The 26,804-nt window shown below is 61.5% G+C and carries 24 protein-coding genes; 13 read left to right on the forward strand and 11 right to left on the reverse strand.

The window, feature by feature from the left end:
• Positions 1-9 precede the first annotated feature (9 nt).
• Positions 10-459, reverse strand: coding sequence for a DNA polymerase III subunit chi (locus BSY240_RS06005; RefSeq protein WP_069043845.1), 450 nt, complete (start codon positions 457-459; stop codon positions 10-12).
• Between the two features lie 17 nt (positions 460-476).
• Positions 477-1,973, reverse strand: a complete 1,497-nt coding sequence (locus BSY240_RS06010) for a leucyl aminopeptidase (protein ID WP_069041711.1) — start codon at positions 1,971-1,973, stop codon at positions 477-479.
• 269 nt (positions 1,974-2,242) lie between these two features.
• Between BSY240_RS06010 and BSY240_RS06015 the strand changes: the two genes are divergently transcribed.
• The 6 genes from BSY240_RS06015 (at position 2,243) to rsmA (ending at position 9,764) form a co-directional block, all read left to right on the forward strand.
• Positions 2,243-3,409: an LptF/LptG family permease gene (locus tag BSY240_RS06015; RefSeq protein ID WP_069041712.1), complete on the forward strand. Its 1,167-nt coding sequence runs from the start codon at positions 2,243-2,245 to the stop codon at positions 3,407-3,409.
• Positions 3,406-4,488 carry an LPS export ABC transporter permease LptG gene (gene lptG, locus BSY240_RS06020; RefSeq protein WP_069041713.1) on the forward strand — a complete coding sequence of 361 codons (1,083 nt, stop codon included), beginning with the start codon at positions 3,406-3,408 and terminating at the stop codon, positions 4,486-4,488. The genes BSY240_RS06015 and lptG overlap by 4 nt, the downstream gene beginning before the upstream one ends.
• Entirely contained in the window at positions 4,488-6,824 is a 2,337-nt protein-coding gene (locus BSY240_RS06025; protein WP_069041714.1) for an LPS-assembly protein LptD, read from the forward strand. Before lptG ends, BSY240_RS06025 begins: the two co-directional genes overlap by 1 nt.
• Before the next feature lie 127 nt (positions 6,825-6,951).
• On the forward strand, positions 6,952-7,896 hold the full coding sequence (locus BSY240_RS06030; protein WP_054150516.1) for a SurA N-terminal domain-containing protein: 945 nt from the start codon (positions 6,952-6,954) through the stop codon (positions 7,894-7,896).
• Positions 7,897-7,914: 18 nt separating this feature from the next.
• Complete coding sequence (gene pdxA, locus BSY240_RS06035; protein ID WP_069041715.1) at positions 7,915-8,937, forward strand: 4-hydroxythreonine-4-phosphate dehydrogenase PdxA; 1,023 nt, start codon at positions 7,915-7,917, stop codon at positions 8,935-8,937.
• Positions 8,937-9,764, forward strand: coding sequence for a 16S rRNA (adenine(1518)-N(6)/adenine(1519)-N(6))-dimethyltransferase RsmA (gene rsmA / locus BSY240_RS06040; protein WP_054150514.1), 828 nt, complete (start codon positions 8,937-8,939; stop codon positions 9,762-9,764). Before pdxA ends, rsmA begins: the two co-directional genes overlap by 1 nt.
• 15 nt (positions 9,765-9,779) lie before the next feature.
• On the opposite strand, the gene BSY240_RS06045 is transcribed toward rsmA, so the two are convergent.
• Entirely contained in the window at positions 9,780-11,969 is a 2,190-nt protein-coding gene (locus tag BSY240_RS06045) for a methyl-accepting chemotaxis protein (protein WP_069041716.1), read from the reverse strand.
• Between the two features lie 135 nt (positions 11,970-12,104).
• Complete coding sequence (locus BSY240_RS06050) at positions 12,105-13,022, reverse strand: LysR family transcriptional regulator (RefSeq protein WP_069041717.1); 918 nt, start codon at positions 13,020-13,022, stop codon at positions 12,105-12,107.
• Positions 13,023-13,176: 154 nt separating this feature from the next.
• Here BSY240_RS06050 and choX point away from each other — a divergent pair, with 154 nt between their 5' ends.
• Positions 13,177-14,079 (forward strand): choline ABC transporter substrate-binding protein, encoded by a 903-nt coding sequence (gene choX, locus BSY240_RS06055; RefSeq protein WP_236759357.1) that lies wholly within the window; start codon positions 13,177-13,179, stop codon positions 14,077-14,079.
• Positions 14,080-14,120: 41 nt separating this feature from the next.
• Positions 14,121-15,608: a choline-sulfatase gene (gene betC, locus BSY240_RS06060; protein WP_069041719.1), complete on the forward strand. Its 1,488-nt coding sequence runs from the start codon at positions 14,121-14,123 to the stop codon at positions 15,606-15,608.
• 61 nt (positions 15,609-15,669) lie between these two features.
• Here betC and gmk read toward each other — a convergent pair whose 3' ends face one another.
• From gmk to fabD, 7 genes are all read right to left on the reverse strand, one after another.
• Positions 15,670-16,317 carry a guanylate kinase gene (gmk, locus tag BSY240_RS06065; protein ID WP_054150510.1) on the reverse strand — a complete coding sequence of 216 codons (648 nt, stop codon included), beginning with the start codon at positions 16,315-16,317 and terminating at the stop codon, positions 15,670-15,672.
• A 3-nt stretch (positions 16,318-16,320) separates the two neighbouring features.
• The gene (locus tag BSY240_RS06070; RefSeq protein ID WP_069041720.1) at positions 16,321-17,211 is read right to left on the reverse strand and encodes a YicC/YloC family endoribonuclease; all 891 of its coding nucleotides are present in this window, start codon (positions 17,209-17,211) and stop codon (positions 16,321-16,323) included.
• A gap of 23 nt (positions 17,212-17,234) precedes the next feature.
• Complete coding sequence (mltG, locus tag BSY240_RS06075; RefSeq protein WP_442856010.1) at positions 17,235-18,458, reverse strand: endolytic transglycosylase MltG; 1,224 nt, start codon at positions 18,456-18,458, stop codon at positions 17,235-17,237.
• 189 nt (positions 18,459-18,647) lie between these two features.
• Positions 18,648-19,904, reverse strand: coding sequence for a beta-ketoacyl-ACP synthase II (gene fabF, locus BSY240_RS06080; RefSeq protein ID WP_054150508.1), 1,257 nt, complete (start codon positions 19,902-19,904; stop codon positions 18,648-18,650).
• Positions 19,905-20,036: 132 nt separating this feature from the next.
• Positions 20,037-20,273, reverse strand: coding sequence for an acyl carrier protein (locus BSY240_RS06085; protein ID WP_006727438.1), 237 nt, complete (start codon positions 20,271-20,273; stop codon positions 20,037-20,039).
• 275 nt (positions 20,274-20,548) lie between these two features.
• The gene (fabG, locus tag BSY240_RS06090) at positions 20,549-21,286 is read right to left on the reverse strand and encodes a 3-oxoacyl-[acyl-carrier-protein] reductase (RefSeq protein WP_054150507.1); all 738 of its coding nucleotides are present in this window, start codon (positions 21,284-21,286) and stop codon (positions 20,549-20,551) included.
• Between the two features lie 30 nt (positions 21,287-21,316).
• Positions 21,317-22,261 (reverse strand): ACP S-malonyltransferase, encoded by a 945-nt coding sequence (gene fabD / locus BSY240_RS06095; protein ID WP_069041722.1) that lies wholly within the window; start codon positions 22,259-22,261, stop codon positions 21,317-21,319.
• A gap of 208 nt (positions 22,262-22,469) precedes the next feature.
• On the opposite strand from fabD, the gene BSY240_RS06100 reads away from it, so the two are divergent.
• The 5 genes from BSY240_RS06100 (at position 22,470) to BSY240_RS06120 (ending at position 26,791) form a co-directional block, all read left to right on the forward strand.
• Positions 22,470-23,513 (forward strand): aldo/keto reductase, encoded by a 1,044-nt coding sequence (locus BSY240_RS06100; RefSeq protein ID WP_069041723.1) that lies wholly within the window; start codon positions 22,470-22,472, stop codon positions 23,511-23,513.
• Between the two features lie 134 nt (positions 23,514-23,647).
• Positions 23,648-24,580, forward strand: coding sequence for a calcium/sodium antiporter (locus BSY240_RS06105; protein ID WP_069041724.1), 933 nt, complete (start codon positions 23,648-23,650; stop codon positions 24,578-24,580).
• Between the two features lie 313 nt (positions 24,581-24,893).
• A complete protein-coding gene (gene rpsF, locus BSY240_RS06110; RefSeq protein WP_054150503.1) occupies positions 24,894-25,358 on the forward strand; it encodes a 30S ribosomal protein S6 in 465 nt (154 codons plus the stop codon).
• A gap of 23 nt (positions 25,359-25,381) precedes the next feature.
• On the forward strand, positions 25,382-25,630 hold the full coding sequence (gene rpsR, locus BSY240_RS06115) for a 30S ribosomal protein S18 (protein ID WP_006727431.1): 249 nt from the start codon (positions 25,382-25,384) through the stop codon (positions 25,628-25,630).
• A 183-nt stretch (positions 25,631-25,813) separates the two neighbouring features.
• The gene (locus tag BSY240_RS06120; RefSeq protein ID WP_069041725.1) at positions 25,814-26,791 is read left to right on the forward strand and encodes a DUF2232 domain-containing protein; all 978 of its coding nucleotides are present in this window, start codon (positions 25,814-25,816) and stop codon (positions 26,789-26,791) included.
• Positions 26,792-26,804 lie beyond the last annotated feature (13 nt).

The raw sequence follows: 26,804 nt of genomic DNA on the forward strand, positions 1-26,804 counted from the left end.
TCGACGATTTCAGGCCTTCTTCTCCCAGCGCCCCTCTGGGCTCTGTTGCCAGTAGGTCAGTGTGTGACCCTGGCTCTTCAGCCGTTTCCATTGCGAGCGGGCCCCGTCGAGCTGTTCCGCGTCGTATCCGTCGAAGACGAAGACGACGCGGTCGTAGGGCAGCTCATCCGGCGGCTCGGCGCCATCGACCAGAAAGCGGACGCTTGCCTGGTTGATGTTTTCGGTACCCGTGGTCAGCAGCACCGGCTGGCGATCCGGCGAGGCGCCGTCTTCTGTGCCATGTGGCAGAAAACTCTCGTCCCGATAGGTCCAGAGAAGCGCATCGAGCGCATCCCGGCGTTCGGGATCACGCGTCTGGACGGCCACGCGCCAGCCGCGCTCCACGCTCTTTTCCAGGAGCGGCGGGAGCGCGTCTTCCAGCTTCGATTCCGTCAGATGGTAGAAGAGAACATCGGCCACGGAGGCAGTCACCGCCATCAGGATTCGTAATGCGCGCGAACGAGCTCATCAAGCAGGCGTACGCCGTAGCCCGAGCCCCAGGACTGGTTGATCTCGTCGTTGGGTGAACCCATCGCCGTGCTGGCAATGTCGAGATGGGCCCAAGGCGTGTCCTTCACAAAGCGCTTGAGGAACTGGGCTGCCGTAATTGAGCCTGCCTGACGGCCGCCGGTGTTCTTCATGTCGGCGAACTTGGAATCGATCAGCTTGTCGTACTCCTTGCCGAGCGGCATGCGCCAAAGCCGTTCATTGGTCGCGAGGCCGGCGGCCAGCAGCCTTTCCGAAAGCTCATCGTCGTTGGAGAACAGTCCGGCATGCACACTGCCGAGTGCTACGCCGATCGCCCCCGTCAGCGTGGCAAGGTTGATCATGAAGGTCGGCTGGAAACGATCGTTGCAATACCAGAGGGCATCGCAGAGCACGAGGCGGCCTTCCGCATCGGTGTTGATCACCTCGATCGTCTGGCCGGACATCGATGTCACGATGTCGCCGGGACGCTGGGCATTGCCGTCGGGCATGTTTTCCACCAGGCCGAGGATGCCGATGACATTGACCTTGGCCTTGCGGGCGGCAAGCACATGCATCAAGCCCGCGACGGCAGCGGCACCGCCCATGTCACCCTTCATGTCCTCCATGCCGCCTGCCGGCTTGATCGAGATGCCGCCGGTGTCGAAGACCACGCCCTTGCCGACAAAGGCGATCGGCTTGTCTTTCGACTTGCCGCCCTTCCACTGCATCACAACGAGCCGCGGCGGACGAACCGAACCCTGGGCGACGCCGAGAAGCGCCCCCATGCCGAGCTTCTTCATTTCTTTTTCCGTCAGGATCTCGACCTCGACGCCGAGCTTTTCGAGCTCCTTAGCCTTGGCGGCGAATTCGAGCGGTCCCAGCACGTTGGCAGGCTCGTTGACGAGGTCGCGGGCGAGGATCACGCCGTCGGCAACCGCTTCCGTTTCCGCAAAGGCCTTCTTGGCGGCTGAGGCCTCAGCGGTGACGATCGTCACCTTCACCGTCTTTTCAGCCTTCTCTTCCTCGTCATCCGACTTCTTCTTGGTCTTGTAGGTGTCAAACTTGTAGGCGCGAAGCAGCATTCCAAGCGCGAAATCCGCGACAGCCTTCGGCGAGACCTGAAGTCCGGGGACATCGACGTAGACGGTTACGGTGTCAGCCCCCTTCACCGCCGCCGTGGCAACGCCCCCTGCCTTCAACCAATCATGCGCGGACAAGCTATCGCCCTTGCCGAGCCCGAGAACGACCAGCCGGTCGAGCGGCGAGCCATGCGGAGCAACGATGTCCAGGGTTGAAAGCGACTTGCCGGTGAACTTGCCGGACTTGGCGGCGCGGGCATAGACGCCGGCCGGATCCGCTTCAGTTGCCCCCGCCGGCATGTCTGCACCTGACGTCGTCAGGAGAATGGCGAGCCCTTCCGCAGCGGCGTGGGACTTTGCGAAGGAGACGGCGAGTTTCAGCGACATGACGGGCATCCTGGATACGTGATGAGAAGACTTACAGGGATCATGGTCTTTTCGCGAACGATGGCAAGAGTTTGACCGGGCATTCCTCATCCAATCCCCCGATTGCAGCCAGGGCCGCGCCAGCGTGTCCGATTTATCGCGGTGGAGGAAAAAACAGGATCACGAAGCCGGGGAAATTGACATCCGTCGGTCGCCAAAATGCCGCAAGCGTTGTAGAGAACGCCAATCCTCGGCGCGACGTCTGCGTGTCGCGCCTGCAAGGGAACCCTATGAAGATACTCGAACAATACATCCTGCGACGGGTCGTCCTGATGTTCACGACAGCGCTTTTACCGGTGCTGGCGATCATCTGGACGACGCAGGTGTTGCGACGTATCAACCTCGTCACCGACAGTGGCCAGTCGGTAGGGTCCTTCATGCTCTTGGCGACGATGATCCTGCCGACCATCATCGCGACCGTCCTGCCCTTCGCGCTCGTCATCGGCATCACCCATACGCTGACCACGATGAACAACGATTCGGAGCTTGCGGTCATCGATGCTGCCGGAGCACCGAGACGGACGATCCAGCGTCCTCTCCTGATGCTGGCGGGCGGCCTCAGCATTTTCTCGCTGGTCATGCTCGGCTTCGTCGAGCCGGCAATGCGCGTCAACGTGCGAAGCATGATCGCAACCGCTTATGCCGATCTGCTTTCTTCGGTGATCGAGGAAAAGACCTTCCGACAGATCGAGCCCGGCCTCTATGTGCAGATTTCCGAGCGGCAGGCAGGCCGCCAGATGAAGGGGCTGCTGGTCGCCGATTCCCGTGATCCGGCTTCCGAGCTCATCTATTATGCCCGTGAGGGCGCAGTCGAAGAGACCGGCAAGGCGCTCGTGATGCAGGATGGCGAAGTGCAGCGCAAAGCGCCGAACGGCGATGTGACCGTCATCCGCTTCGACCGCTATGCCTTCGATCTTTCGGATCTCTCCGAGGAGCGCGGCCAGGCCCGCTTCGGCGCCAAGGATCGCGACCTTTTCTATCTGATGGATCCCGATCCGCTCGACGAGCGCTATGTGAGCAATCCCAACGACTTCACGGCCGAGCTCCACCGCCGCATCAGCGCGGCCTTCTTCCCGCTCGTCTTTGCCGTGATCAGTCTGATGATGTGCGGTGATGCCCGGTCCCACCGCGAAGCGCGGCTGCATCCGATGGCGTCGACCCTGCTGATGTCGCTCACCCTCTTCTGGGCTTCGAACTACGTCACCTCGCTCGTCGAAACATCCGCGGCATACGTGCCTCTGCAGTATTTCGTGCCCCTGGCCAGCGGGGCCGCTGCCGCCTTCATGCTGGCAACGAATCGCAGTCCGCGATTGCCGCGTGCGGTCTCCATTCTGGTGAGCAAGGCGATCACACTCACGCAGAAGCGGCTTGGCGCAAGCACCGGGGGCGCGGCATGATCTGGACTCTCGGGATTTATTTCTTCCGACGCTACATGATGACGACGCTGTGGTTCTTCCTCGGCGTCATCTCGATCACCTATCTCATCGATTTCACGGAAACCTCCGGCCGCTATGACAACCTGCCGGGCTATTCCGTGACAGGCGTGCTCTACCTCACCGCCTTGCGGCTGCCGCTGATCCTGCAACAGACGGTGCCGTTCATCGGCCTTTTCGTCGGCATGGCGACGCTGATTGCGCTCAACCGCAAGTCTGAACTGGTTGTCGCGCGGGCGGCCGGCATTTCCGTCTGGCAGTTCATGGCGCCCTTTCTGATCGGCGCCACCCTGATCGGTCTGACGACGACGCTGGTGATCAATCCCCTCGCCGCCTGGGGTGAACGCCAGGGCACCGAAATCGAAGCGAAATGGCGTGAAACGGCAGGCAGTGCGAAACCGGCGCCGATTCCGTGGCTGCGCCAGTCGAGCGGCGACAATGACGTGGCGCTCGGCGCTCGTTCTGTCCTTGAGGACGGAACCCTGCTTGTCGATGCCGTTCTGCTGCATTTCGACCAGGACGGACGCATCGTGCTGCGCCAGGATGCGCGCACCGCGACTTTGAAAGATGGTTACTGGATGCTTACCGACGTTCTCGAGACGCGTCCGGGAGAAATCCAGACGCGTCTCGCCGAAGCGCGGGTTGCGACCAATCTCAACGAGGAATTCGTCCAGCAGCGTCTAGCCAGACCGGAAAGCGTTGCTTTTTATGATCTATTTCAGAAAATTGAAGTTGCCCGATCCTTCGGGATCGCACCCCATGCGCTGGAAACGCAGTTTCATTCGCTGCTTTCACTGCCGTTCCTGATGATTGCAATGACGCTGATTGCTGCAACCGTTTCGCTGAAATTCAGCCGTATCAACCAATCGAGAACGGTGATTCTCGGTGGAATATTGTCAGGCTTCGTGCTTTATGTTGTCTCTGTGCTCGTCAGGGCATTCGGAAGCAGCGGCGTCATGCCGCCATATGTTGCGGCCTGGGTCCCAGTTGTCGTAGCCATGGCACTGGGGGCAACGATTCTGCTTCACAAGGAGGATGGTTAGTGGCGGTAAAAGACCGCGGGAATATCAGGAGGCTCTCAGTAGCCCTGCTGACCAGTGTCGCTGTGTGCGCTATGGCGCCCGCTGCGCCTCTCGTGCATGCGCAGAGCCTGTCCGACTCAGCGTCGATGGCAGGCAACGTCCCTGATGACGCGAAGCTGCTTCTGGCAGCCAATGAACTCGTTTATGACCGTGATGCCGAGCGCGTTGTCGCGAACGGTGCGGTACAGATCAATTATGCCGGCTACCAGATGGTGGCCCGTCAGGTCGTGTACGACCAGAAAACGGGCCGCGTCACCGCGGCGGGCAATATCGAGCTGGTCGAGCCGACCGGAAACCGCATCTATGCGGATTCACTCGATGTCACCGACAATTTCTCCGACGGCTTCCTGCGTGCCTTGCGCGTGGAGAGCACGGACAACACCCGTCTTGTTGCCGAAAGCGCCCAGCGCGTCGGCGGCACGCAGATGATCCTGCACAAGGGTGTGTACACGGCATGTCTTCCCTGCGCGGAAAACCCCTCTCGTCCGCCGCTCTGGCAGGTGAAGGCTGAGCGCGTCGTTCAGGACGGCACCAAGAAGACAGTGCGCCTCGAAAGGGCCCGGTTCGAACTTTTCGGCAAGTCGCTTGTGACGCTGCCGTTCATCGAGGTGCCGGACAATACCGTCAAGCGGAAGTCGGGCTTCCTGTTCCCGCAGTTCCGTTCCGGCGAAAATGTCGGCTTCGGCATTGCGGTCCCCTACTACATCGCCATTGCTCCGGACCGCGACGCGACGGTCACCGCTACCGGGTTCAGCGCCCAGGGCGTGCTGCTGGAAGCGGAAGTCCGCCAGCGCTTCGAGAAGGGTCAGGCCAGCATCCGCTTCGCCGGCATCAGCCAGATGAACACCGACGAGTTCACCGCCGGCACGAGCGACGCCGCGCGCGATACGCGTGGCCTCATCGCGTCGAAGGGCGAGTTCAAGATTAATCCGCGCTGGGCATTCGGCTGGGATGTGATGGTGCAGAGCGACAACAACTTCGCGCGCACCTACGGCATTGATGGCCTCAATGCGTCCACCAACACCAATGTCGTCTATTTGACCGGCATCGGCGAACGCAATTTCTTCGACATGCGCGGCTACTATTTCGACGTTCAGGACGCGGATCTGAACAACACGTCGGAAAAGAAGCAGGCGACCGTCCTGCCGGTCATCGACTACAGCTACTACGCACCCGAACTGGTCGCCGGCGGCCAATTGTCGGGCACCTTGAACTTCACGTCCCTGTCGCGCTTCTCGAGCGAATTCGCCGACACCAATAGGGACGGCGCGTTCGATGTTTATCGCGGGCTGAAGGGCAACATGAACCGCCTGACGGGCGAACTCGAATGGGAACGCACCTACGACGGTCCGGGCGGATTGCAGATCACACCGCTTCTTGCTGCCCGTGGCGATGTCTATGGCCTGGCCATGGACGCCCCCGGAAACTACACCGGCGGCTATACAAGCAACGATGCCCTTGGTCGCTACATGCTGACCGCCGGCATCGAGGCCCGTTATCCGTGGCTGATTACCACTGCGAACAGCTCGCATATCATCGAGCCGATCGCGCAGATCTATGCCCGCAACAACGAGGGCTATGCTGGCCAGTTGCCGAACGAAGATGCGCAGAGCCTGGTGTTTGACGCCAGCAACCTCTTCTCGCGCAACAAGTTCTCCGGCTTTGACCGTGTCGAGGGCGGAACACGCGCCAATGTCGGCATGCGCTACACCGGCAGCTTCGACAACGGGATCGGTGTACGCGCGGTCATCGGTCAGTCCTACCATCTGGCGGGCCTGAACTCCTACGCGACACAGGACCTGCTGGCCGTAGGCTCCGGTTCCGGCCTCGAGACGGATGTTTCCGACTATGTGGCATCGGCTGGTTTCGAACTGCCGATCGGGCTTTCGCTGAGCGCCGGCGTGCGGCTTGATGAGAAATCGCTCGACGTTCGTCGTACCGACCTCAATGCGACCTATTCTCAGGACAGGTTCGAAACAAGCCTGACCTTCACCCAGCTCGACGCGCGCCCGGCCTACTCGTTCAACAACGACAACCAGACGATCACCAGCTCGACCACAGTGAAGGTCACCGAGAACTGGTCGGTGTTTGGTTCGTTGAACTACGATATCGATGCTGACAAGTTCAACCGTCGAAGCGTTGGCATCTCCTATGCCGACGAATGCACGGTCTTCTCGATCGCCTATTCGGACAAGTATGATCCGAATGCGGAGACCGCGAACGACTGGACGATCGGTGGAAAGCTGGTGTTCCGCACACTCGGAGAGATCAATCTCAGCGACACCTCGTTCGAGTGAGGCCAAAGCGCTGCGATGCAGGTCATTGTTTCGCCGCATGGATTGTGCAATCCGTGCGGCGGTTCTAAAATCCGTTACATGATCTACGTCCGGAGCAGGCTTCTGCAGTTCGGAGAAAGGATGACAGATGGCTCATGCAAACAAAGGCACCGGTCTGCTGCTTGCCGGCGTCATCGCGCTGTCCTTAAGCGTCAGCCCGACACCAATCTTTGCGCCGGCTCAGGCAGCAACATCGGTGGCTGCCGTTGTCAACAAGACCGCAATCACAAGTGCTGACGTCGCTCGTCGCGTGGCCTTCCTGCGACTGCAGCGTCGCACTGGCAATCTCCAGCAGATCGCCCGCGACGAACTCGTGAACGAGACGCTGAAGCGCGAGGAGATCGCGCGGGTCGGCATGTCCGTCAGCACGGCGGATGTCGATGCCTCGTTCGAACGCTTTGCGTCGTCGAACAAGATGTCGGTGTCGCAGCTCAATACCGTGCTCGATCAGGCCGGCGTCGGTGCCGCGCACTTCAAGTCCTTCATCGCCATCTCCATGAGCTGGCCGCGCCTCGTGAACGCACGCTATGGGGCGGGAGCGCGTGGCCGTTTGTCCAACCAGGATCTCGTGACGCGTCTTCTCGAAAACAAAGAGAAGCCGGTGACGACGGAGTATTTCCTCAAGCAGGTGATCTTCGTGGTGCCCGCCTCGAAGAAGGGCATCGTCGGCAAGCGCAAGGCGGAAGCCGAAAAGTCGCGCGCCTCCTTCCCCGGCTGCGATCAGGCCATGGAGTTCGCCAAGAACTATCTTGATGTGTCGATCCGCAATCTCGGCCGTGTTCTCGAGCCTGAAATGCCGCCGGAGTGGAAGCCGCTGGTGGAGAAGGCAAAAGGTGGCACGACGGCAACCCGCGTGACCGATCGCGGCGTCGAGTATCTCGCCATCTGCAACCAGCGTCAGGTTTCTGACGATGTTGCGGCTGAGGTCGTCTTCCGCGCCGAGGATATCGGCAAGGAACAGCAGGGCGAAAACCCGAATTCCGATAAGTATCTGGAAGAACTGCGCTCCAAGGCCCAGATCGTAATACAATAAGCCGCGAAAGGCCGATCCATGACCAATGGCGTCCTTCCGCTGGCGCTCAGCCAGGGCGATCCGGCCGGTATCGGGCCGGATATTGCTCTTCAGGCCTGGCTGAAACGTGATGAGCTGGCGCTTCCGCCGTTTATCTATGTCGGCGATCCCGAGGTCCTGAAGGTTCGCGCCCGCCAGTTGGAACTCGACGTTACCGTCGAGGAGACGGATGCGGCGCATGCAAGCGACGTCTTCGTCCGCGCGCTTCCGGTTCTTCCCATTCCGACGGGCGTCGATGTCTTGGCCGGAAAGCCGCATGTGGCGAATGCCCGCGGCACGATCACAGCAATCGAGACGGCCGTCGCCCTGTGCCTCTCGGGTGCAGTGCGCGCGGTCGTGACCAATCCGATTGCAAAATCCGTGCTGTACGAAGCCGGCTTCGGGTTTCCCGGGCATACCGAGTTTCTCGCCGATCTCGCGGCGCGTGCAAAGGGTGGCTCCGTAATGCCGGTCATGATGCTCGCGGGGCCGAAGCTGAAGGCCGTACCCGTGACCATACACATTCCGCTGAAAGATGTTCCCGGCGCCCTGACCGAAGCCTTGATCGTCGCCACCTGCCGGATCGTCGCGCAGGATCTCGCCGATCGGTTCGGGATCGCCTCCCCGCGACTGGCGGTCGCCGGCCTTAATCCGCATGCGGGCGAGAATGGCGCGATCGGCCATGAAGACGATGATATCATCCACCCGGCGATCGGCAGGCTGCGTGACGAGGGCATCGATGCGTTTGGCCCCCTGCCCGCCGACACCATGTTCCACGACGATGCGCGTGATCGATACGACGTGGCGATCTGCATGTATCACGACCAGGCACTGATACCGGCCAAAGCCCTCGGCTTCGACGACAGCGTCAACGTAACGCTCGGACTTCCCTTCATCCGCACCTCGCCTGACCACGGAACGGCTTTCGGTCTCGCGGGCAGCGGTTTCGCCAAGGAAACCAGCCTCGTTGCAGCCTTGCGGATGGCTGATCGAATGGCGCATGCGCGGAATGCATCTCGCTGATGGCCGCGCTCGATGGACTGCCGCCGCTGCGCGACGTGATTGCGCGCCATGGACTGGATGCCAAGAAGGCGCTCGGACAGAACTTCCTGCTCGATCTGAACCTGACCCAGAAGGTGGCCCGCAATGCCGGGTCACTTGAAGGTGTGACGGTGATCGAGGTCGGGCCGGGTCCGGGCGGCCTTACCCGGGCAATCCTTGCTTTAGGCGCGAAGAAGGTCATTGCCATCGAGCGTGATCCGCGTTGTCTTCCGGCTCTGCAGGAAATTGCCGACCATTATCCCGGTCGCCTCGAGGTGATCGAAGGTGATGCGCTGAAGACCGATTTCGAGAGCCTGGCTCCAGGCGAGCCGGTGAAGATCATCTCGAACCTGCCCTACAATGTCGGTACGCAGTTGCTCGTCAACTGGCTGTTGCCAAACCAATGGCCGCCCTTCTGGCAGTCCCTGACGCTGATGTTCCAGAAGGAAGTCGGGCAGCGGATCGTGGCCCGCGAGGACGACAATCATTACGGCAGGCTCGGCGTGCTCTGCGGCTGGCGGACAGAGGCGCACATGGCCTTCGACATCCCGCCGCAAGCCTTCACGCCGCCGCCCAAGGTGACCTCGACCGTGGTCCATCTGGTCCCGATCGAGAAGCCCCTGCCCTGTGATCCGGACAAGCTGGAAAAGGCGACGCAGGCTGCTTTCGGCCAGCGTCGCAAGATGCTCCGGCAAAGCCTCAAGCCTATCGGCGGGGAAGCATTGCTCGCCCGCGCCGATATAGATCCTCAACGCCGGGCGGAAACGCTCAGCGTCGAGGAATTCTGCCGGATCGCCAATCTGCTCTGACTACCCGGCTCTTCGTCAGGCGGCCTCGCGGCCGCGCTGACGATTCTCGTTTCCAGGCAATTTGAACATGGCGATCTGACCGTTGAGCCGGTCGGCTTCAGTCGCCACGCTCGACGTTGCTGCACTCGCTTCCTCAACCATCGCCGCATTCTGCTGGGTCACCTGGTCCATCTGGCTGACGGCCTGACTGATCTCGTTGAGGGCTGCCGACTGCTCCTTTGCAGCCGAAACGATGGCCGTGACGCGTTCGTTGATCTTCATCACATGATCTTCGATGCCCTTCAGCGTGTCGCCGGTTTCGTTGACCAGCCGAACCCCGGCCTCTACCTCCTGCGCCGAGCGATTGATCAGTGCCTTGATCTCGCGGGCAGCGTTGGCAGACCGCTGGGCGAGTTCGCGGACTTCCTGCGCGACGACGGCAAAGCCCTTGCCGGCCTCCCCTGCCCGGGCGGCCTCGACGCCCGCATTCAGGGCGAGAAGATTGGTCTGGAAGGCGATTTCATCGATGACCGAGATGATCTGGCTGATCTGCCCGGAGGACTGTTCGATATGGTGCATGGCCTTCACCGTATCCGCCACGACGGCACCGGATCTCTGGGCGGTCACGCTTGCTTCGCGCACCAGATGGCCTGCCTCTTCCGCACGTTGCGTGGAACTCGTCATGGTCGCGGTGATCTGGGTGATGGAGGCGGCAGCCTCCTCCAAAGCTGCAGCCTGACGTTCGGTACGGCGGGCGAGGTCGTCGGCTGCCAGCTGCAGTTCCTGCGAGCCGCCATGCAGCTGTCCGGTACTTTCGCGGATGGTCGACATCACGCCGCACAGCCGCTCCATCGAGCCGTTGAAGCTTATGCGAAGCGGATCGAGAGAGGGCGCAAAGGGTTTGGAGAGACGATAGCCGATTTCCCCCGCTGACAGCGCATCCAGGCCGCTGGCGAGTTGTTCAACCGCATAAGAGATCTCCGCGGCACGTTCTGCCCGTTCGCGTTCGGCCTCCAGTTCGGCCGCACGCTTGATCCGCTCGGCTGCTTCCTGCTCCTCGCGTTCCTTGACCATGCGGGCCTTGGCAAGCGCGATATATTCGGTGACGGCGCGCCCCATCTGGCCGATCTCGTCCTTGCTCTCGGCTCGGATCAAGTCGACTTCGACATTACCGGCGGCCAGATCATTCATCGTCCGTGTCAGGCGCCGCAGCGGACGCACGACGGTCAAGGACAGGGAGATAGCAAAGAAGCAGGCAAAGGTGAGCACCGTACTCGTGATCCCGGCAACACGCAGCAGATGATGGTACTCCTGATCAGCCATCCCCTGCGCATCCACGACAATGGTCGCCAGCGTCTCGTTTTCGAGTTCCTTCAGACGCTCTATACGGCGCGCCGAACGCTCCAGCCACTCACCGCTGTCGATCGCCGAGAGGTCAGCCGACAGGCCACCCACCATCATCTTCGAGCGGATATCCTCGACGGCCTCCGCATCCGGCGTATGCAGCGATTCACGGTAGTGTTCGCGATCCTCGTCCGGCAGCAGTTCGAGATACTGGTCGATCAGCGATTTCTGCGAACCGAACATACCGACGAAATCAAGATAATGCGCCTCGTCGAACTTGCCTTCGGAGATGAAGGCGTGCCCTAGATTACGCTCCTGGCCTGCCACTTCCTTGGCGTTCATAAGCAGGCTGTAGGCCATCATCTTGCCGACCACGCCCTTGGCGCCGGCAGCGAGCGAGAACTCGCGCGAGACATTCATGAGCCGGTGAACGAGATCGGTGTAGTAGACGAATACTTCTGCGGGCGCCAAGGTCAGATTGTCGGTCGAGGACCGGATCTGCGGAAGCTTCGCCAGCACCGCCGTGAGCTCCTCTTCGTGGCGCATGAGTGTCGGATCGCCCTCGGCCTTCATGTCGGCGAGAACCTGGTCCATCTTGTCGAGGGCGGGCGCACCGGCGGTTCGGGCGGCCTCAAGTTCGGCGCCATGCTCCCGTCCCCTGGAGGCGAGCAGGCCCACCGCTTCGGCGCGTTCCGCCTGGAGCGCATGCACGAAATCACCGATCACGCCGAGATCGGCGCTGACGATGTTCAGATGGCGAGCATGCTGATAGGCTGTAAACGTCGTATTGATTTCGACATAGGCCAGACCGGCCAGAGCCACGAGCGGTATGGCAAGCGCCACCGCGAGGCGCCAAGTCACTGAAACATCCGTCAGTCGCATCTCGATCCCCAGCGTTGCATCGGATTTTACTAAAATTACGCAACCATAGCGTCAAACTGATCATGCGCTGCAATGGTTAAACATTAGTCATACTGAAATTGAGAAAATTGAGAGATGAGGCCGTTTCTTTGGCTTTCAGTTCGCAAAACGTCCAGCAACTGAGCCAGCGGCCTCGTCGATCAACCATGTGGCCAGCAGATTGACGGCTTCGCTGCTGCTGCCCGGCACAAGCCAGTAACCACGCCCTTGGACCGCCATCACCTCACCCGCCACGACCAGCAAATTGGCCTCGAGCAGCTGATCCACGACGCCCAGCCAGCCGAGAGCCACACCCTGCCCAGCCATGGCGGCCTGAACCACGAGCGCATAGGTGTTGAAGCGGAGATCGCCCGGACTGTCCTGCAGGCTTTCGCCCCGTTGCAACCGCGACAAGTATGCAGGCCAGTCGAGCCAAGGCGAGACGTGCTCGGCTTCGAGATGGATCAGGGGACATTGCCGGATGGGCAGGCCCGGACCATCCTTGAGGCTGTGCGCCAGGATGGGCGTGCAGACAGGCACGACCCGTTCGGGCATCAGCAGGCGGGCGTCGGCGCCGAACTCGCTGCCCGAGCCGAAGGCGACGGCGAGATCCGCATCCTCGCGCCAATGGGGCCCGAGGCGCTGGGTTGCGACGATCTGCAAATCGATTTCCGGATGGCTTTGCCGAAAGACATGCATGCGAGGAATCAGCCAAAGGCTGGAGAAGGCGTAATCCGTGGCGAGCCGCACGGTGGGTCTTCTGCGCGCAGCACGCACGCTGCGCTGCAGGGCATCCACCTCCGACACCGTGCGTTCCGCAATCGCGAGCAGTCGCCGCCCTTCATCGGTATACCTCACGCCTCTGTGGAGCCGATGCAGCAAGGGCTGACCAAATCGCTGCTCCAGAAGGCGGATCTGATAGCTCACGGCCGGCTGGGTCAGGCCGAGCGCTTCGGCTGCGGCCGACAGGGAGCCTTTCCGGTCGATCTCGACCAGCAGTCGCATCCAGGCGAGATCGACCGGCGCCTCAGACATAAATTTTTTCTATGTGAAACATCAAAATTCTCCCGCTTCACAGGTGAATGGTGCGGCTCTTGAATAAGGGTAACCAATATCACAACAAGAGGGAACCATCATGCGCAAGACACTCACGTGCGGCACACGCCTTGGCGGGCTCGCCGCTCTGGCAATGCTGTTGATTACCACCACTGCGGCGGCTGCGGACGCCGAAAGCTGCAAGGTCGTCCGGTTGTCCGATCCGGGCTGGACCGACATCACGGCGACCAATGGTGTCGCCTCGGTCGTTCTCGATGCGCTCAGCTATGAGCCCGATGTGAAGACGCTATCCGTGCCGATCGGCTATCAGTCGATGAAGAACGGCGAGATCGACGTGTTTCTCGGCAACTGGATGCCCGCTCAGCAGGCCTTCATCGACGACCTGAACGGTGCACAGGCGATCGAAGTGCTGGCGAAGAACCTGGAAGGTGCAAAGTTCACCCTCGCTGTCCCGACCGCGGTTGCAAACAAGGGCATCAAGGATTTCGCCGATCTCGGCAAGAATCCCGACGAGTTCGAAAGCAAGATCTACGGCATCGAGCCGGGCGCGCCGGCCAATGCGAACATCCAGAAGATGATCGATGCCGGCGAATTCGGTCTGAAGGGCTGGGAACTTGTCGAGTCCGGCGAGCAGGCGATGCTGGCCCAGGTCGAGCGCGCCACGAAGGAAGGCAAGGGCGTGGTCTTCCTCGCCTGGGCGCCGCATCCGATGAACGAACGGTTCGACCTCACCTATCTTTCAGGCGGAGACACCTATTTCGGCGCGAATTTTGGCGGCGCGGAAGTCTATACGCTGGCCCGCACTGGCTGGAGCGGCAACTGCCCGAACGCTGCCACCCTCTTCAAGCAGATGACCTTCGACGTCTCGATGGAAAACGTCTTGATGGGCGAGATCCTCGGCGGCAAGGATTCGAAGGAAGCCGCAACCGAGTGGCTAAAGGCCAATCCTGCCGTCATGGATGGCTGGCTGAAGGGCGTGACGACCTTTGACGGCCAGCCGGGTGACGCGGCGGTCAAATCCGCTCTCGGTCTTTGAGGTCGTATCCAGTGACATCACGCCCCAATATTCTGATCCTGATGGTGGATCAGGCCAACGGGACCTTCTTTCCGGACGGTCCCGCTGATTTCCTGCATGCGCCGCATCTCAAGTCCCTGGCGAAGCGCTCCGTGCGCTTCGCTAACACCTATACGGCAAGCCCGCTCTGCGCACCGGCGCGTGCCTCCTTCATGTCCGGGCAATTGCCGAGCCGGACCCGCGTCTACGACAATGCAGCGGAATTCGCCTCCGATATCCCGACCTATGCGCATCACCTCAGGGCTGCCGGTTATCAAACCAGCCTGTCGGGCAAGATGCATTTCGTCGGGCCTGACCAGCTGCACGGTTTCGAGGAGCGGTTGACGACCGACATCTATCCCGCCGATTTCGGCTGGACCCCCGACTATCGCAAGCCGGGCGAGCGGATCGACTGGTGGTATCATAATCTGGGTTCCGTCACGGGCGCCGGCGTTGCCGAGATCACCAACCAGATGGAGTATGACGACGAGGTGGCCTACAACGCCACGCGACGGCTCTACGACCTGTCGCGCGGACACGACGAGCGGCCCTGGTGCCTGACGGTCAGTTTCACCCATCCGCACGACCCCTATGTTGCGCGGCGAAAATATTGGGATCTCTACGAGGGCTGCGACGCCCTGCAGCCGAGTGTGCCTGCGATCCCCTATGACGAACAGGATCCGCATTCGCAGCGCCTGATGGATGCCTGTGACCACCTCGCCTTCGACATCACGGACGAGCACATACGCCGTGCGCGGCAAGGCTACTTCGCCAATATCTCCTATGTCGACGACAAGATCGGCGAGATCCTCGACGTGCTCGAGCGCACCCGGATGGCGGACAACACCGTCATCCTCTTCGTCTCCGACCATGGCGACATGCTTGGCGAGCGAGGCCTCTGGTTCAAGATGAACTTCTTCGAGGGCTCCGCGCGGGTACCGATGATGATGGCTGTGCCCGGGATCGAGGGACGGCTGGTAACCACGCCGGTCTCGACGCTCGATGTGACGCCGACGCTTGCCGGTCTCGCGGGCATCGACATCTCGACGATCAAGGACTGGACCGACGGCGAGGACCTGATGCCGCTTGCGACCGGCACTGGCGGCCGCAGCATTGTTCCGATGGAATATGCGGCGGAGGGCACGGTGAGTCCCATGGTCGGGCTTCGAAACGAGCGTTACAAACTGACGCTCTGTGCGGCGGATCCACCGATCCTGGCCGATCTAGAAGCTGATCCCTGTGAGATGACCAACCTCGCTCACGATCCGGCGGCGGCAAGCGTGTTCGAGGCATTGCGCGAGGAAGCAGCCCGACGTTGGGATCTGATGCGTTTCGATGCCGCTGTGCGGGAAAGTCAGGCGCGGCGACACATCGTCTATACGGCACTGCGCAACGGCGCCTATTTCCCCTGGGATTACCAGCCGCTGCAGAAGGCATCGGAGCGCTATATGCGCAACCATATGGACCTCAACATTCTCGAAGAAAGTCAGCGCTTCCCAAGAGGCGAATGATCCAAACAAGAAGGGCGGCCGAGATAATCGGGCCGCCCTTTTCAATGAATCAGAGACAATCTCAGGCGATCAGACCTTCAACAAAGTCGAAGAGGCCATGGCGACGATCGCGGCGCAGGCGCTCGGCCTTGACGATGGACTGGACGGCATCGAAGGCGGAGTTCAGGTCGTCATTGACGATGACATAGTCATATTCGCGCCAGTGCTTGATCTCTGAGCGGGAATTGTTGAGGCGTGTCTGGATGACCTCCTCCGTATCCTCTGCACGGCGATGAAGGCGCGACTGCAGTTCGGCCATGGTCGGCGGCAGGATGAAGATCGAGACGACATCGGCCGACATCTTTTCCTGTAGCTGCTGGGCGCCCTGCCAATCGATATCGAAGAGCATGTCGCGGCCCTCGCCCATGGCCGTCTCGACGGCCTCACGCGGCGTACCATAGTAGTTGCCGTGCACCTGCGCCCATTCGAGCAGCGAGTCGCTATCGCGGAGCCGTTCGAATTCGCGCTGGGAGACGAAGTGGTAGTGAACACCCTCGATCTCGCTCTGGCGGCGCTGCCGGGTCGTCACACTGACCGAGAGGCTGATCTGCTGGTCGCGATCCATCAAGGTGCGGGCGATCGTCGACTTTCCGGCGCCCGAGGGCGAGGAGATGACGAGCATCAGGCCGCGCCTTGCGATCTTGACGGAGGTGGGGGCGGCAGCGGCCATGGACTACTCCAGATTCTGAACCTGTTCGCGGAACTGGTCGATGACGACCTTCAATTCGATGCCGGCGGCAGTGACTGCGACGGCATTGGACTTGGAACAGATAGTATTTGATTCGCGGTTAAATTCCTGCGCCAGGAAATCGAGCTTGCGGCCGACGGGACCACCAACGGACAACAGTTCGCGGGCCGCCGTCACATGGGCCTTGAGGCGATCGATTTCCTCACGCAGATCCGCCTTGGTGGCGATCAGGGCAATTTCCTGATGCAGGCGGTCGCGGTCGAGGCCGCTGGTCGTGTCCATCAGACTGGCGAGCTGGGCTTCAAGCCGGCGTGCGATCTCATCGGGCGAACGCGACGGATCCGCCTCGATCTGCAGGGCAAGCTCTTCGATCCTGGCGATGTGCTCTTCGAGGATCCGGCGCAGTGCCGCCCCCTCGGTCGCGCGCATGTCGACCAGTGCGGAGATAGAGCGTTCGAGGCCGGCGAGAATGTCCGCGTCACGCTCGGCGATCGCTTCGGCATCATCAGTCGCTTCGCGCATGTCGACGAGCCCTCGGATCGACAGGAGTGTGTCCAGCCTGAGCGGAGCCGGGTCCAGTACGTCGGGTCCGAGCTCGTTGCGCAACGCGAGAACGGCCGCCAGTGCATCATGATTGAGCACCGCTTCGACGCGGTTTTCACTGACCGTCACGCTAAGGCCGATCTGCAGATTGCCGCGCGTCAGGCGCTCGCTGGCAAGGCGACGGATATCCGTCTCCAGCGCTTCGTGCCCCTGCGGCAGGCGCGTGCGCAGGTCGAGCCCCTTGCCGTTCACCGAGCGCAGTTCCCAGGCCCAGCGATAACGACCGGACGAGCCCTCGACCCGGGCGAAGCCCGTCATGGATTGCAGTGTCATGTCCCCGCCCCTTACCGCCGGTGTCAGTTATTGGCCGACGGATCGACTTCCGGATCGATATCCAGTGTGGCTGGCGGCGTTTGAGCGCGCTCGGCCTCGATCTTGCGCCAGCGACGCACATTGGCATTGTGCTCGTCGAGCGTCTTGGCAAAGGCGTGACCACCGGTCCCGTCAGCGACGAAATAGAGATCATCCGTCTTCCACGGATGGGCGACCGCTTCGAGGGCAGCACGGCCCGGATTGGCGATCGGGCCTGGCGGCAGCCCCCTGATCACATAGGTGTTGTAGGGCGTTTCCTTGCGGATGTCCGACTGATAGATCGGGCGATCTGCCGGTTTGCCGTCACCACCGAACAGGCCATAGATGATCGTCGGGTCCGACTGGAGCCGCATGCGCTTGTTCAACCGGTTGATGAAGACCGAGGCGACATGGGCACGCTCGTCGTCCTTGCCGGTTTCCTTTTCGACGATCGAAGCCAGCGTGACGAACTCTTCCTTGGTCGTGACAGGCAGATCCGGATCGCGCTTCTCCCAGATCTGGTCGATCAGGCGCTCCTGGGCGGCCCGCATCTGGGCAACGATCTCGGCACGGTTCGTGCCGCGCGTGAACTTGTAGGTATCTGGACGCAGGCTGCCTTCCGGCGGAAGCTCCGCAGGCAGGTCGCCTTCAAGCACCGGATCGGCGGCAAGCCGCAGGAACATCTGTTTGACGGTCAGGCCTTCCGGGAAGGACACCGAATACAGGATGGACTTGCCGGATTCGAGAAGCGCCGTGATCTCCTTCATCGAAGAGCCGGCCTTGATCTCATATTCGCCGGCCTTCAGCGTCTGGCCGTCCGTGAGGTAGGTCGTCGTGACATAGCGATAGATGCGGGCGTCAGAGACGATGCCGTTGCGTTCCAGGTTGTTGGCGATCTCGGCGAGGCCAGCACCGCTGCGCACGACGAAATTGGTGTTGGCGACGAGCGGACCGGGCTTCTGGTAGCTGTCCATGACGTAGAAGAAGCCGGCCACGGCCACGACGCTGACAAAGACCACCATGGTCATCAGGAAGTTCAGGAAGATCACCAGCTGGCTGCGCGCCTTGCGCGACCGGCGCGGCGGCTGCGGCACGCGCTCGGGGCGCAGGGCCTCGTTCGGCGACTTCGGAATGAAGGGTCCCTTGCCCGGCTGGGTCTCGGCATCGCGGCCGAAGGAGACACCGTTGTTCTGGCTACCGCCGTTCTGGCTGTTGTCGGTCACCGGCAATCCTTCTTTGTTTCGCACTCGCGGCTGTTTTATCCAGCAATGCGGCAAAAATCCGGGTCATCGTCCGGCACAGGTGCGCCGGGCGTTGGCATGATTTCTACCCGCTAAAAGTGGTGGCGGGCAAGAGCGCCCGGCCTTCATCCAGTGCAATCGCGGGCGGCAGATCAGCGACCGGCCGCCCGGGTGCGATCAGGCCTCGTAGCGCTTCAGCACGAGCGAGGCATTGGTCCCGCCGAAGCCGAAGGAATTCGACAGGGCAACATTGATCTCGCGCTTTCTCGCCTTGTGCGGCACGAGGTCGATCTTGGTCTCGACATCGGGAGTGTCGAGGTTAAGCGTCGGCGGCGCGATGTTGTCGCGGATCGCCAGCGCCGAGAAGATTGCTTCCACCGCACCGGCCGCACCAAGCAGGTGACCGATGGCCGACTTGGTCGACGACATCGAGACATTTTCGGCATGATCGCCGAGCAGGCGCTCGACGGCACCCAGCTCGATCGTATCGGCCATGGTCGAGGTGCCATGGGCGTTGATGTAGTCGATGTCGGACGGCTTCAGACCGGCACGCTTCAGCGCCATGGTCATGCAGCGGAACGCACCGTCACCATCCTCGGAGGGAGCCGTGATGTGGAAGGCGTCGCCCGAGAGACCATAGCCGACGACTTCGGCATAGATCTTGGCGCCACGGGCCTTGGCGTGTTCCAGTTCTTCCAGAACGACGATGCCGGCGCCTTCGCCCATGACGAAGCCATCACGGTCCTTGTCATAGGGACGCGAGGCGGCGGTCGGATTGTCGTTGCGGGCGGTCGACAGCGCCTTGCAGGCGGCAAAGCCGGCGAGCGAGATGCGGCTGATTGGCGATTCGGTACCGCCGGCGACCATCACGTCGGCATCGCCGAGCGCGACCAGACGGGCAGCATCGCCGATCGCATGGGCGCCGGTCGAGCAGGCCGTCACGACGGAATGGTTCGGGCCACGCAGCTTGTGGCGGATCGAAACCTGGCCGGAGGCGAGGTTGATCAGGCGGCCCGGAATGAAGAAGGGCGAGAGGCGACGCGGCCCCTTGTCGCGCAGGATGTGGCCGGCTTCGACAATGCCTTCGAGGCCGCCGATGCCGGAGCCGATCAGGACGCCCGTGGCACACTCTTCTTCGTAGTTCTTTGGTTCCCAGCCGGCATCCTTCAACGCCATATCGGCTGCAGCAAGGGCATAGATGATGAAGGCGTCAACCTTGCGCTGGTCCTTGGGCTCCATCCAGTCGTCGGGGTTCCAGGCGCCCTCGCCTTCGGTCGGGATGCGGCAGGCGATCTTGGCCGGCAGGTCCTCAACCTCAAATTCCGTGACCAGGCGGGCACCGCTCTGGCCGGCCAGTAGCCGCTGCCAGGTCAGTTCCGTTCCACATCCCAGAGGCGATACCATGCCGGTACCGGTGATGACGACACGTCTCATCGTGCGAAGCCCACCCTAAATTGGTTGACCGAAGTCACTGTAAACAAAGGTCCAGATACAACAAGGCCCGCTCATCGCGGGCCCAAGCGGATAGGACGGGCTCGCGCCCGCCTTCCGCAGCAGTGTGATCGATCAGGCCTGGGCCTTCTCGATGAACTTGACAGCGTCGCCGACCGTCAGGATCGAGTCAGCTGCATCGTCCGGGATCTCGACGCCGAATTCTTCTTCGAAGGCCATGACGAGTTCGACGGTGTCGAGCGAGTCAGCGCCCAGATCGTCGATGAAGCTCGCGCCTTCGACGACCTTTTCAGCGTCAACGCCGAGATGATCAACTACAATTTTCTTCACGCGTTCTGCGATATCGCTCATGTCGGTATCCTCGACCTTCTAAAATTCAGAGGGAGCCTTAATGGCGTCCCTACCCTGCATTCAGCCAGTGACGCTTTCGTCCCACCAGCAAACCTGTTCGGCCCTGACCCAGAGCGGTTTATGCAAACAAAAGCATAAACTTCGGCTCATGAGACGGAGCAACTGCTCACAGTCATGGCCCGCTTAACACGGTTTAAGCGCGCCGCAAAGCCAGAAATTCGCCCCCTCGCCTTGGTCAACATCCTATTGCGCAGGGGCTGTTTCCGGCAATGTTATCAGATCATCGCCATGCCGCCATTCACGTGCAGCGTCTGGCCCGTCATGTAGGCTGCCTCGTTGGAGGCGAGGTAAACGACGGCGGAAGCGACTTCTGCGCCCGTGCCCATGCGCTTCATCGGGATGGCGCCCATGATCGCATCCTTCTGCTTGTCGTTCAGCTTGCCGGTCATGGCGCTTTCGATGAAGCCCGGCGCCACGCAGTTGACCGTCACGTTGCGGGTCGCGATTTCCTGGGCGAGCGACTTGGAAAAGCCGATCATGCCGGCCTTGGAGGCGCAGTAATTGGCCTGGCCCGGATTGCCGGTCACACCGACGATCGAGGTGATGTTGATGATGCGGCCGAAGCGGCGGCGCATCATCGGATGGGTCAGCTCGCGCGTCAGGCGGAAGACGGCGGTCAGGTTGACTTCGAGCACCGCATCCCAGTCGGCATCCGACATGCGGACGAACAGGCCGTCCTTGGTGATGCCGGCATTGTTCACGAGGATGTCGACGCCTTCGAGTTCAGCTTCGGCCTTTTCGCCGAGCGCCTTGACTTCGTCGCGATCGGAGAGGTTGGCCGGGAAGATCTTGACGCGATCGCCGAGCTCGGCGGCCAGTGCTTCCAGCTTTTCGACGCGCGTGCCGTGCAGGCCGACAATTGCGCCCTGGGCATGCAGCTGGCGGGCAATTTCTTCGCCGATGCCGCCGGTGGCGCCAGTCACGAGGGCCTTGCGGCCTGTCAGATCGAACATGGTCGGATTCCTTGTTATTCGTTGAGGCGGTCAGCCGTTGAGGGCGGCGAGCGCTGCGTCGATGTCGGCCGGGCCGTTGACGGCCACACCGCTGATGTTCTTGTCGATGCGGCGAGCAAGACCTGTCAGGACCTTGCCGGCACCCACTTCATAAAGCGTGGTGACGCCATTGGCGCCAAACCACTCCACCGTTTCGCGCCAGCGCACCTGACCGGTGACCTGCTCGACGAGCAGATCGGCGATCTCGGCAGCGGAGGTGACGGGGGCTGCACGCACATTAGCGATCAGCGGCACGATGGGGTCTTTCTTCTCGACCTTGGAAAGGGCCTCGCGCATGGCGTCGGCTGCCGGGCCCATGAGTGCCGAATGGAAGGGTGCGGAGACCGGCAGCATGATGGCGCGCTTGGCGCCCTTTTCGGTGGCGAGTGCTGCGGCCTTCTCGACGGCGGCCTTACCGCCGGAGATGACAAGCTGTCCGCCGCCATTGTCATTGGCGATCTGGCAGGGACCGATTGCGGAGGCTTCAGCGCAGATCGCCTGCACATCGCCGTGCTCCAAACCGATGATCGCGGCCATCGCGCCTTCACCCACAGGGACGGCGGCCTGCATGGCATTGCCACGAATGCGCAGGAGACGCGCGGTGTCGCCGATCGAGAAGGTGCCGGCAGCGCAGAGCGCCGAGTACTCGCCGAGCGAATGGCCGGCGACGTAGGCAACCTTGGACTTGAGATCCAGGCCCCTGGCCTCCAGCACGCGGATGACTGCCATCGAGACGGCCATCAGCGCCGGCTGGGCATTGGCGGTCAGCGTCAGCGTCTCTTCCGGACCATTCCACATGATATCGGAGAGTTTCTGGCCGAGCGCTTCATCGACTTCTTCGAAAACGGCGCGGGCCTCGGCAAAACTGTCGGCAAGGTCCTTGCCCATTCCGACAGCCTGACTGCCCTGACCCGGAAAGGTGAATGCGACTGACATGGGCGTTTCTCCCTTGGTTTTTCCCTGTCAATTCACAGTTGGCCCTTGCGAGTCAAGCCTTGGCACCATTCCTCGACCGCCCGAAACACCGGAAATAGAGGGCTGTTCCACAGCTATCGACATCTTGCGATGCATCAATTTCTGACTAGATTGCTCCGGAACTCATCCCGCCTCCCAAGGCAATCCCTCCACATCAGAGGCTTCACCCATGAAGATGAACCGGCTCGGCCGAACCGATATCCTTGTTTCCGAGATCTGCCTGGGCACCATGACCTGGGGTTCGCAGAACACGCGCGAAGAAGCCTACCAGCAGATGGATTACGCGCTCGACCACGGCGTCAATTTCTTCGACACGGCCGAGCTTTATCCGACGACGCCACTTTCGGCTGAGACCTATGCCGACACGGAACGCCTGATGGGCGACTGGTTTGAAAAGACCGGCAATCGCGACAAGGTGGTTCTGGCAACCAAGGTCGCCGGCCCCGGCCGCCCCTACATCCGCGAGGGCAAGCCGATCACCGGCGCCGTGGTCAGGCAAGCGCTCGACGCCAGCCTGACACGGCTGAAGACCGATTATGTCGACCTCTTTCAGATCCACTGGCCGAACCGCGGCCATTTCCACTTCCGCGGCGCCTGGAACTACAATCCTTACAAACAGGATAAGACAAGGGCCTCTGCCGACATCGCGGAAATCCTCGACGCGCTGGGCGATTGCGTGAAGGCCGGCAAGCTTCGTGCCGTCGGACTGTCCAACGAGACCACCTGGGGCACACAGAAATATCTGACGCTTGCCGAAGCCAACGGGCTTCCGCGTGTCGCCACGATCCAGAACGAGTATAATCTGCTCTATCGCCACTACGATCTCGATCTGGCTGAACTCTCTCATCACGAAGACGTTGGCTTGCTCGCCTATTCACCGCTCGCGGGTGGTATTCTCTCGGGCAAATATCTCGACGGAAAGAAGCCGGCGGGCTCGCGTGGCTCGATCAACGGCGATATTGGCGGCCGCCTCGTGCCGCATCAGGAAGCGGCAACGCGCGCCTATGTCGAGCTTGCGGTCAAGCATGAAATTGATCCCTCCGCCATGGCGCTCGCCTTCTGCCTGACGCGCCCGTTCATGGCCTCCGTGATCATCGGCGCCACGACGATGGAGCAGTTGAAGACCAATATCGACGCTGCGGAGCTGACACTCTCAGACGAAGTGATGCAGGAGATCGCCAAGATCCATCGTCTCTATCCGATGCCGATCTGACGACACGAATACCGGGAAGCCGTCCGACAAACAAAAGCGTGAACGGACGTGACCTAAACATCGCCGCAGTGCATCACCACCTGCGGCGACGATCACATATCGGCCGTTTGGGCCTTGTTTTATGGGGGTTTGTCTTGGATTACCTGTTCGTGGCCGGGGGCCTGGTCGGCCTTTATTTCGGGGCCGAATGGCTCTTGCGCGGTGCAATCGGCGTGGCGCAGAAGCTCGCCATACCGACGCTGATCGTTTCGCTCGTGATCGTTGGCTTCGGCACATCCATGCCGGAGCTGCTGGTCTCCGTCCGCGCCGCCCTCACCGGTTCATCCGACATCGCCATCGGCAACGTGGTCGGCTCCAATACGGCCAACATTCTCCTGATCGTCGGAGCCTGTGCGATGATTTTCCCGATCACGCATTGGGACAAGGGCGTGAAACGCGACACCTATGTGATGATCGGCGCTGCCGTTCTGCTGCTGGGTCTCGTCCAGTTCGAGGCCATCGGGCGAATCGCAGGCCTCCTTATGGTCGCGGGTCTGATCGCCTACATCGTCTACGCCTATGTTCAGGGTAAGGGCGCGGTCGAAGAACTGGCGGATGAAGACGTGAAGCACGAGACACTCGGCACGGGCTTCATGACCCTTCTGATTGTCGGCGGCCTGGCCACGCTGTTTATCGGCGCAGAACTGCTGGTCCGCGGTGCAACCAATCTCGCCCGCGACTTCGGCGTCTCCGAAGCCGTCATCGGCCTGACGGTCGTTGCCGTAGGAACGTCGCTTCCGGAGCTTGCCACCGGCATCATGTCGGCGCTGCGCAAGCATTCCGATATCATGATCGGCAACATCGTCGGATCGAACATCTTCAACATCCTGTTCATTCTGGGTGTGACCTCCGTCATTCAGCCGATCTCGGTCGATCCGCGATTCGGCAGTTTCGACGTCCCAGTCATGCTGGGCGTCACCATCGGCTTCGCCTTCCTGCTTCTTGCGCATCTGGGCGTGCGCAGACTGACGGCCGGCGCGATGCTCGTGGCCTATGTCGGATACACGCTCGCACTGGTTCAGGTCTGACGTACCAGCGCCATTGCAAACCTTGACACGGGCCGCCGGCATAAAATGCCGTGCGGCCCTTGCTTTTGTGGCTAATCCGCGTATAAGCGCGCCGTTCACAACACCCGGTCTCTGGCTGGTGGCTGAACGGAGGGCTGGCAGGCCGATAAGGCTTGCAGCAGGAACCAGAAGGGTTTCCGGTCTCCCGTGTCTCCGCTCTCGACCGTCTCGAACACAACACTTTTCTTGCCGCGGCACACGCCGCACAGGAGCAGTCTGTGAGGCTTAGCGCCGGATCCGGGTGACGACAACCGCAAGAAAAGGCAAAGCTTACATGGCTCTTTACGAACACGTATTCCTTGCCCGGCAGGATATGTCCGCTCAGCAGGTTGATGCCCTCGTCGAACAGTACAAGGGTGTCATCGAAGCTAACGGCGGCAAGGTCGGGCGCGTAGAAAACTGGGGCCTCAAGTCCCTCACCTACCGCATCAAGAAGAACCGCAAGGCTCACTACGCCCTGATGGACATCGATGCTCCGGCACCGGCCGTCCATGAAATGGAGCGCCAGATGCGCATCAACGAAGACATTCTTCGTTACATGACCATCGCTGTTGAAGCCCACGAAGAAGGCCCGTCTGCCATGATGCAGAAGCGCGACCGTGACGACCGTCCGCGTCGTGACGGCGACGATCGTGGCCCGCGTCGCGATTTCGGTGACCGTGGCGATCGTGGTCCGCGTCCGGACCGTGGCCCGCGTGAAGGTGGCTTCGAGCGTCGTCCGCGCGAAGACCGCGCGTAATCTGAGCAATAGGAGAACACACAATGGCTGATGCATCCTCTTCTCAGGCACGTCGTCCTTTCCATCGTCGTCGCAAGACCTGCCCCTTCTCGGGCGCAAACGCTCCGCGCATCGACTACAAGGACGTCCGTCTCCTGCAGCGCTACATTTCCGAGCGCGGCAAGATCGTTCCGTCGCGTATCACCGCAGTTTCCCAGAAGAAGCAGCGCGAACTGGCCCAGGCCATCAAGCGCGCCCGTTTCCTCGGCCTGCTGCCGTACGTCGTAGCGTAATCTGATCCGAAGCCTGCCGGCTCTCCGCCGGCGGGCTTCATCCCTTCCGCGTTGGGCGCGGATCGGAACCGACCGCCAGATGGCGCGATTGCCGCGACGTCAGGTGAAAACCCATGTTGGGGATGGCTCTTGCGAGATCGCGTTAGCCTCTCCCCTAACTGCTAGAACAGCAGGACAGCGACATTGAAGAACCTGGATGCGAAATCGCTGACGACCGGCTTTGTTGCCGGCATTACCGCCGCCCTGCTCGTGCTGGGTGCTGCGGCACAGCCCACGCTTGCCTCCATCCTCTATGCTGCTTCCGCCCTTCCCGTTCTGATCGTCGGCCTCGGCTGGGGCAATGCCGCCGCCATCACCGCGATGGTGACGGCCGCCCTTCTCGGTATGGTCAGCGTATCGCCGACATTTGCCTTCGGCATGACAATCTTCACGCTCGGGCCGGCCGGCTGGCTGGCACACCTGTCGAGCCTGGCGCGTCCAGCGTCCGAAATCGGCGGCCCTGACCACCTGATCGCCTGGTATCCCCTTTCCGATATTCTTCTTCAGCTCTGTGCTTTCGTGTCGATCGCCGTCGTCGTGCTCGGCGTGATCATCGGCTTTGGTCCGGAATTCACGGGCCAGCTTGTTGATGCGATGACGCAGGCGATGAGCACGCAGGATCCGGCCATGCTGCCCGATGCCGTGGCGCTCGAGCAGTTGAAGCGGACCATGGTCATCCTGCTGCCGATCATCCAGGGCGGCACCTGGGTTCTGCTGCTGACGATGATGTATTACATCGCCATGCGGATCGTCACGGCTTCCGGCCGCAACAAGCGTCCGCGCGAAGACTTTCCGTCGGCGCTCCGGATGAACCGCAACACGGTCTTCATCTTCCTCGCCGGCATTGTCGCCTGCTTCATCGGCGGCGTGCCCGCCATGATCGGGGCAGTTGTCTGCGGCACCTTCGGCGCGGGCTTCCTGATGGCTGGCTTTGCCTCCATGCATCTCAAGACCCGGGGCAAGGACTGGCGCCTGCCGGCCCTCGTGCTCGCCTATCTCTCTTCGATCATGCTGCTTCCGCTCATGATCCCCTTCATCATCGGCCTTTCGGACACACGACGGACCGTTGCCCTGACGCCGGCCGGCAAGGCCGACACTTCAAACTCCGACACTGACAACTGAAAGGAACAGGATC

Source organism: Agrobacterium sp. RAC06 (assembly GCF_001713475.1).
GTDB lineage: Bacteria > Pseudomonadota > Alphaproteobacteria > Rhizobiales > Rhizobiaceae > Allorhizobium.

Bases quoted from the DNA above. Each gene is read 5' to 3' on its own strand.
- BSY240_RS06030 (WP_054150516.1), top strand. From the start codon at position 6,952: ATGGCTCATGCAAACAAAGGCACCGGTCTGCTGCTTGCCGGCGTCATC.
- BSY240_RS06070 (WP_069041720.1), bottom strand. From the start codon at position 17,211: ATGACACTGCAATCCATGACGGGCTTCGCCCGGGTCGAGGGCTCGTCC.
- choX (WP_236759357.1), top strand. From the start codon at position 13,177: ATGCTGTTGATTACCACCACTGCGGCGGCTGCGGACGCCGAAAGCTGC.
- betC (WP_069041719.1), top strand. From the start codon at position 14,121: ATGGTGGATCAGGCCAACGGGACCTTCTTTCCGGACGGTCCCGCTGAT.
- fabF (WP_054150508.1), bottom strand. From the start codon at position 19,904: ATGAGACGTGTCGTCATCACCGGTACCGGCATGGTATCGCCTCTGGGA.
- BSY240_RS06050 (WP_069041717.1), bottom strand. From the start codon at position 13,022: ATGTCTGAGGCGCCGGTCGATCTCGCCTGGATGCGACTGCTGGTCGAG.
- lptG (WP_069041713.1), top strand. From the start codon at position 3,406: ATGATCTGGACTCTCGGGATTTATTTCTTCCGACGCTACATGATGACG.
- fabG (WP_054150507.1), bottom strand. From the start codon at position 21,286: ATGTTCGATCTGACAGGCCGCAAGGCCCTCGTGACTGGCGCCACCGGC.
- BSY240_RS06015 (WP_069041712.1), top strand. From the start codon at position 2,243: ATGAAGATACTCGAACAATACATCCTGCGACGGGTCGTCCTGATGTTC.
- BSY240_RS06045 (WP_069041716.1), bottom strand. From the start codon at position 11,969: ATGCGACTGACGGATGTTTCAGTGACTTGGCGCCTCGCGGTGGCGCTT.
- fabD (WP_069041722.1), bottom strand. From the start codon at position 22,261: ATGTCAGTCGCATTCACCTTTCCGGGTCAGGGCAGTCAGGCTGTCGGA.
- gmk (WP_054150510.1), bottom strand. From the start codon at position 16,317: ATGGCCGCTGCCGCCCCCACCTCCGTCAAGATCGCAAGGCGCGGCCTG.
- rsmA (WP_054150514.1), top strand. From the start codon at position 8,937: ATGGCCGCGCTCGATGGACTGCCGCCGCTGCGCGACGTGATTGCGCGC.
- rpsF (WP_054150503.1), top strand. From the start codon at position 24,894: ATGGCTCTTTACGAACACGTATTCCTTGCCCGGCAGGATATGTCCGCT.
- BSY240_RS06085 (WP_006727438.1), bottom strand. From the start codon at position 20,273: ATGAGCGATATCGCAGAACGCGTGAAGAAAATTGTAGTTGATCATCTC.
- BSY240_RS06010 (WP_069041711.1), bottom strand. From the start codon at position 1,973: ATGTCGCTGAAACTCGCCGTCTCCTTCGCAAAGTCCCACGCCGCTGCG.
- BSY240_RS06100 (WP_069041723.1), top strand. From the start codon at position 22,470: ATGAAGATGAACCGGCTCGGCCGAACCGATATCCTTGTTTCCGAGATC.
- rpsR (WP_006727431.1), top strand. From the start codon at position 25,382: ATGGCTGATGCATCCTCTTCTCAGGCACGTCGTCCTTTCCATCGTCGT.
- pdxA (WP_069041715.1), top strand. From the start codon at position 7,915: ATGACCAATGGCGTCCTTCCGCTGGCGCTCAGCCAGGGCGATCCGGCC.